Source organism: Exiguobacterium sp. A1_3_1, from assembly GCF_048985645.1.
GTDB lineage: Bacteria > Bacillota > Bacilli > Exiguobacteriales > Exiguobacteriaceae > Exiguobacterium_A > Exiguobacterium_A indicum.
This window is the reverse complement of record NZ_WBYY01000018.1, coordinates 23,335-29,444: the sequence shown is the minus strand read 5'-3', so window position 1 is coordinate 29,444 and position 6,110 is coordinate 23,335. Positions and strand designations below refer to the sequence as shown.

Annotated in this window: 7 protein-coding genes; 4 read left to right on the top strand and 3 right to left on the bottom strand. The window is 48.4% G+C overall.

Annotated elements, in window-relative coordinates:
- From F8N00_RS03500 to F8N00_RS03490, 3 genes are all read right to left on the bottom strand, one after another.
- Positions 1 to 789, bottom strand: a 789-nt coding sequence (locus F8N00_RS03500; RefSeq protein ID WP_421017782.1) for a FecCD family ABC transporter permease, incomplete at its 3' end; no start/stop codon positions are given.
- 79 nt (positions 790 to 868) lie between these two features.
- The gene (locus F8N00_RS03495; RefSeq protein ID WP_023469595.1) at positions 869 to 1,780 is read right to left on the bottom strand and encodes an iron-hydroxamate ABC transporter substrate-binding protein; all 912 of its coding nucleotides are present in this window, start codon (positions 1,778 to 1,780) and stop codon (positions 869 to 871) included.
- Positions 1,781 to 1,783: 3 nt separating this feature from the next.
- On the bottom strand, positions 1,784 to 2,575 hold the full coding sequence (locus tag F8N00_RS03490) for an ABC transporter ATP-binding protein (protein ID WP_023469594.1): 792 nt from the start codon (positions 2,573 to 2,575) through the stop codon (positions 1,784 to 1,786).
- Positions 2,576 to 2,759: 184 nt separating this feature from the next.
- Between F8N00_RS03490 and F8N00_RS03485 the strand changes: the two genes are divergently transcribed.
- From F8N00_RS03485 to F8N00_RS03470, 4 genes are all read left to right on the top strand, one after another.
- On the top strand, positions 2,760 to 3,818 hold the full coding sequence (locus F8N00_RS03485) for an NAD(P)/FAD-dependent oxidoreductase (RefSeq protein WP_075643048.1): 1,059 nt from the start codon (positions 2,760 to 2,762) through the stop codon (positions 3,816 to 3,818).
- A 179-nt stretch (positions 3,819 to 3,997) separates the two neighbouring features.
- Positions 3,998 to 5,293: a cation:dicarboxylate symporter family transporter gene (locus tag F8N00_RS03480; protein WP_023469592.1), complete on the top strand. Its 1,296-nt coding sequence runs from the start codon at positions 3,998 to 4,000 to the stop codon at positions 5,291 to 5,293.
- A gap of 181 nt (positions 5,294 to 5,474) precedes the next feature.
- The gene (locus F8N00_RS03475; RefSeq protein ID WP_075643047.1) at positions 5,475 to 5,762 is read left to right on the top strand and encodes a hypothetical protein; all 288 of its coding nucleotides are present in this window, start codon (positions 5,475 to 5,477) and stop codon (positions 5,760 to 5,762) included.
- 18 nt (positions 5,763 to 5,780) lie between these two features.
- Positions 5,781 to 6,077: a DUF2089 family protein gene (locus F8N00_RS03470; protein ID WP_023469590.1), complete on the top strand. Its 297-nt coding sequence runs from the start codon at positions 5,781 to 5,783 to the stop codon at positions 6,075 to 6,077.
- The last annotated feature ends 33 nt before the right edge of the window (positions 6,078 to 6,110 follow it).

Sequence of the window (6,110 nt, the reverse complement as noted above, 5' to 3'; positions counted from 1 at the left end):
CATCAGCCCGATGAATGCCATGTTACCGACGAGGGCTACGGCAGCACCGGCAAGCAGGATGACGACGACGTAGAGGACCGCTTTGATCCGCTGGATGTTCTGTCCGAGTCCGAGCGCGACTTCTTCCGAAAGACTGAGGATTGTCAATTGTCGTGAGAAAATGAACGAAATCAAAATTCCAATTGCGATGACTGGCGCAATGACTTGCAGTTGTCCCCAGGTCGACCCGACGAGTCCACCGGACGTCCATTGTGAGACATCTTGGGCAATCTTGAAGTAAATCCCGATGCCTTCTGCAATCGCATACAGAAACGCTGAGATCGCAGAACCAGCAAGGACGATCCGGAGCGGGGAGAAGCCGCCTTTTTTCGAAGCGCCGATTCCAAAGACAAGTGCTGCCCCGAGTGCTGCTCCGACGAAACACGCGATCATGATCCCGAAGTAGTCAATTTTCGGGAGCAGGACGATGACGAGCGCCAGTGCCGCATTCGCACCTGCTGTCAGACCGAGCAGACCAGGATCTGCGAGGGGATTGCGTGTCATTGCTTGCATGATGGCACCTGAGACACCGAGTGCCGCACCGACGAGGATTGCTGCCAGTTCCCGTGGCAAGCGGATTTCTTGGACGATTTTTGCTTTTTCATTCAACGGTCCGAACGTCAAAGCGTTCCAGACTTCGCGCGTCGTCGTATCGGCAGCACCGAACGTCATTGCGATCCAGAACATCCCGAAAAAGAGGACGAGACCGAGTGTGATTTTAATGCCGAACGGAATTCGACCAGCTGACATGAATGTCGCCTCCATTTCTGATTCAGTGAGTGAGCCGCAAAAAAAAGGGAGGGATCCCGCAGGTTCCCTCCCTTATTCATTATGCGCCAAGGAAACTTTTCTTGAAGAACTCGAGTTGACGTTCGAGTGTGAGCGGATCGTTGAAGTAGAACTCCTTCGAATCGACTTCGAAGACACGATCGTTTTTGACGGCTGGAATGTTCTTGAACGTATCCGTTTTCGTGAATGAGTTGTCCGCTTCCGCACTCTTACTGAAGATGAGGTAGTCGCCTGCGTATTCAGGAAGGACTTCTGGTGACAACGCGTAGTATCCGTCTTTTAATGCCATCTTCGTGACTTTATCTGGCATTTTCAATTTCATTTCCTGATAGAGAATCTCTGTTCCACGACCCCAGTTATCGCCGAAGACGTAGAGTTGTTTATCGAAGCTTTCGATGACAGAAACAGTAGCATCTTCACCGATTTTTGCTTTGATGTCTTTACCGGCAGCAGCAGCGCGTGTTTTAAAGTCTTTGACCCAGTCGCGTGCTTCTTGCTCTTTGTTGAGCAATTTACCGATTTCGATATGTTGCGTCAAGTAGTCGACTTTTCCGTATGTGTACGTGACCGTCGGAGCAATCTTTTTGATTTTATCAAGGTTTTTCGTTGTTGAGTAGCCGATGATCAAGTCTGGTTCGAGTTCGATGATTTTTTCAACGTTCTCTTCCGATACTTCCGTGACATCTTTGAGCTTGTCGAACTTCGGATTCGCTTTTGACCACGAATCGACACCAACGACAGGTACGTCGAGTGCCATGACGTTACCGGCAAAACCAGCGAGAACAACGACACGTTTTGGATTAGCCGGAACTTTGATGTCACCGTTCTCCGATTTGTACGTAATCGTCTCGTTTTTCGACCCAGACGCTGCGTCGTCTTTTTTCTCCGTATTGCCACACGCTGCGATGACGAGCGTGAGAATGAGTAGAACCGGTAAAAGTAGTTTCTTCATGATTCAATCTCCCTTGATTAAGTTGTAGGTGATACACATCGGCTTGTTCGTCCGCGGATCGCGTCCGATTTCAGCATCGATATGGAATACTTCTTGTAAGACGTCTTTTGCGATGACTTCCTCACACGTTCCGGCTTTGACGACTTCACCGTTTTTCATGGCGATGATATAGTCGGCGAACCGTGCCGCTTGATTCAAATCATGCAGGACCATGACGATCGTCCGTCCTTCAGTCCGGTTGAGATGCTCGAGTAGTTCGAGTACCTCGAGTTGGTGGGCGAGATCAAGATAAGTCGTCGGTTCATCGAGGAAGATGATGTCCGTCTCTTGGGCGAGTGCCATCGCAATCCAGACCCGTTGACGTTGACCACCCGACAGCGCATCGACGGGACGATGTTTAAATGCCATCGTATCCGTTGCTTCGAGTGCCCAATCGATGATCTCGTAATCGTGTTTCGTCAAGCGTCCAAATCCTTTTTGGTACGGGAAACGACCGTATGAGACGAGCTCTGCGACCGTCAGACCACTTGCGCTCTCTGGAGTTTGTGGCAGAATAGCCATTTTCCGGGCAAGTAGCTTCGTACTTTCCTTGGCGATATCGAGACCATCGAGCAATGCACGTCCTGATTGATGAGGAATGATCCGTGTCATCGCTTTCAATAAAGTCGATTTGCCACATCCGTTCGCCCCAATGATCGTCGTGATTTGTCGATCGGGAATTTGGACGGACAAGTCTTTGACGATGGGACGATCACCGTAGCCGATATTGATTTCTTCTGTTGCTAGACGTACCATACGCGACGACTCCTTCGTTGTTCTCTCCGTTTTCAATGATAATGATTATCACTATCGTCTCATTAACCATACCAGTCCTGTAAAAACGCTGTCAACATTTTTTCTTGTGTTCAAGAGATGTTCACGTTATCATGAGGGAGTGAGAATGATAATCAATCGTAATCAAAGATGAGGAGTGAGCGAGATGAGGGAACAGGAGTTGTTCGACGTAACGATCATCGGCGGAGGACCTGCAGGGTTATATTCGACGTTCTATAGTGGTCTTCGGGGCATGAAGACGAAATTGATCGAGTATCAAGCAGAACTCGGAGGAAAATTGCACGTCTATCCGGAAAAGATGATCTGGGACGTCGGCGGACAGCCACCGATCATTGGTGAAAAACTCATGGCTCAACTCGTCGAACAAGGACTGACGTTCCAACCGACTGTTCAATTGAATGAAAAGATCATCTCGATCGCAAAAGACGTCTTCGGCAACTTCGTCTTAGAAGCAGAATCGGGTCGGATCCATTATTCGAAGACGGTCATCGTCGCGGTCGGCGGCGGCATCCTCAATCCACAAAAATTAAAAGTCGAAGGTGCGGAACGCTTTGAAGTGTCGAACTTGAACTATACGGTCAAATCGATTGAACGCTTTAAAGGAAAGACCGTCATCGTCTCAGGTGGTGGGAACTCTGCGATCGACTGGGCGAACGAGCTCGAACCGGTCGCGAAAAAAGTCTACGTCACGTATCGCCGGGATTGTTTCTCGGGGCACGAGGCGCAAGTCGACCAGCTCGTTAAAAGTTCGGCTGTTTGTCTCCTCAACACGACGATTCACAAGCTGATCGCAAGTCCTGATCATCAACGGATCGCATCAGTCGAATTGATCGACTGTCAAACAGAGGAAATCGTTGAGATTCCAATTGATGAAGTCATCATCAATCACGGCTACGAGCAGGACGCGGCACTGCTTGACGCCTGTGATCTCGATATCGCACGGGTCGATGACTTCTATATCGCGGGTAACGCAGCGAGCGAGTCGAGTGTACCGGGACTATATGCTGCCGGAGATATTCTTTCACACGACGGGAAGGTCCATTTGATCTCAGGTGCCTTTCAAGATGCGGCGAATGCCGTCAACCGGGCAAAACGCTTCATTGAGCCGGAAGCGCCAAAAGTGGCGATGGTCTCGTCACATAACGAAGTCTTTAAAAAACGCAATCGTGCGTTGATTGAGGAACGCGTCAATCAACAATCTTGAATAATGTTCAAACGTCCAAAATGCTTGGAAACAAGCGGATTTTGGACGTTTTTTTATACAGAATCTAGTTTTGTACTATAACAGAATGATTTGACAACGTACTGTATTTAGGACAAAATTCTACTTATGTTCCACTACATGTAGGATACAAGTAAGACGGATGTATAAGGAGGAAGAGTATGACAACTACGAAACGTAAGCCAATTGGTCTTGCCTGGCAAATTTTAATCGGCTTGATTCTCGGGATCACAGTCGGTGGTGTATTTTATGGGAATCCCCATGTCGCGGAGTGGCTCAAGCCAATCGGTGACATCTTTATCCGGATGATGAAAATGATTGTCGTTCCGATCGTCTTCACGACGATCGTCCTCGGTGTCTCATCAGTCGGTAGTCCGAAAAGTCTCGGACGTCTTGGCGTCAAAACGCTCGGTTACTTCACGATCGTGACGATGATCGCCATCTTCACGGGGCTGTTCGCAGCCAATCTCGTTGAACCGGGTGCTGGTATTAACATGTCGACACTCGATAAAACGGACATTTCGACATATGTCGAAACGGAAGAGACGACACAAGACGCAGGACTCGTCGACAAGATCGTCAACATCGTCCCGACGAACATCTTGGACGCGATGGTCCGCGGTGACATGCTTGCAATTATTTTCTTCTCGGTCTTATTCGGACTCGGTGTCGGTTTTGCAGGAGAGAAGGGCCAACCGGTCGTTCGTTTCTTTGAAGGCGTCGCAGCAGCGATGTTCAATCTCGTCAATATCGTCATGAAATTTGCGCCGATTGGTGTCTTCGCTTTAATCGGTGTCACGGTCTCGACGTTCGGGATTGAATCGCTCGGTTCATTGTTTAAATTGATTGCGACGTTATACGTCACAGCGCTTCTCTTCATGGTCGTCGTCTTCGGTGCCATCATGAAGTGGGTTGGCATTCGGGTATCTGATTTCACGCGTATCTTTAAGGATGAGCTCTTGCTGACGTATTCGACGGCGTCGTCTGAGACGGTACTGCCACGGATCATGGAAAAACTCGAGAAGATGGGTGTTCCGAAATCAATCGTCAGTTTCGTCGTACCGACGGGTTATTCGTTTAACCTTGATGGATCTGCGCTTTATCAAGCGCTCGCAGCCTTGTTCATCGCACAGATGTACGGGATTGATCTCTCGATTGGAACACAGCTGACGCTTGTCTTCGTCTTAATGCTGACATCAAAAGGGATGGCTGCCGTTCCTGGCGTCTCATTCGTCGTTTTACTCGCAACACTCGGTACGGTCGGTATCCCGGCAGAAGGACTTGCCTTCATCGCGGGGATTGACCGAATCATGGATATGATGCGCTCGGTCGTCAACGTCACAGGAAACACGCTCGCTTCACTCGTCATCGCGAAGTGGGAAGGTGTCCTTGACGAAGACCAACTCGAGACGTTCATGTCGACAGAAGGTAAAAAAGACGACGTCCGCAGTGCGTGATTGTCGTAAATATAAGGAAGGACTGAATCGTCAGTCCTTCTTTTTTTCGTCCTTGAAAATAGATTAAAGTCGATTGTTTTTAAATAAAATCCCTTATTTTTGATTATAGTTAAAATTATGTTGAATATTATTAATTATAAAGTTAATATTATTGATATAATCATAGGGGAGAGGCGATAGGATGGAAACGGTAGGAATCGTCATTGGTATTGTCATAGTCTGTATCGTACAATTTTACTTAGCACGGCGAGGAAGAGTCTGGAGCCTCATCATTCCAGCGATCATCATCGGGCTCGGAATTTACTGGTATTTCGGAACAGGACCACACACGTCGGATCGGGAGTCAGTGATTCGGATGGGAACGTTTGCCTGTTTATCACTCATGATCTCAATGGCCGAGATGGGAGTTAACTCACGTCGCAAGCAACTGAAGCGTGAAAAAGAACGAATGGAGATTCAAGATTTGTAAGAGAAGTGAGGGAACACGATGGAACGACAAGACGTGCCCGCTTGGGTACTGGCACTCGAACAGGAGCATCTCGAGTTCATCCGCAAGTTCGTCTTGAGCTCTGGTTCATTAAAGGATATGGCAACTGCCTATCAAGTATCCTACCCGACCGTCCGGGCGAAGTTGAACCAGTTGATCGAGCGGATTGATTCGGTGCAGCAAGAGGATGTCGAGTTCGTCAATATGATCAAGAACTTGGTCTTAGATGAACGGTTGAGTCTCGATGTGGCGAAGACGATCATCGATTCCTACCGCAAGGGTCAAGCGAAAGAATAAACCAAAAAACGAGATTCCCGTCTGACGGAAATC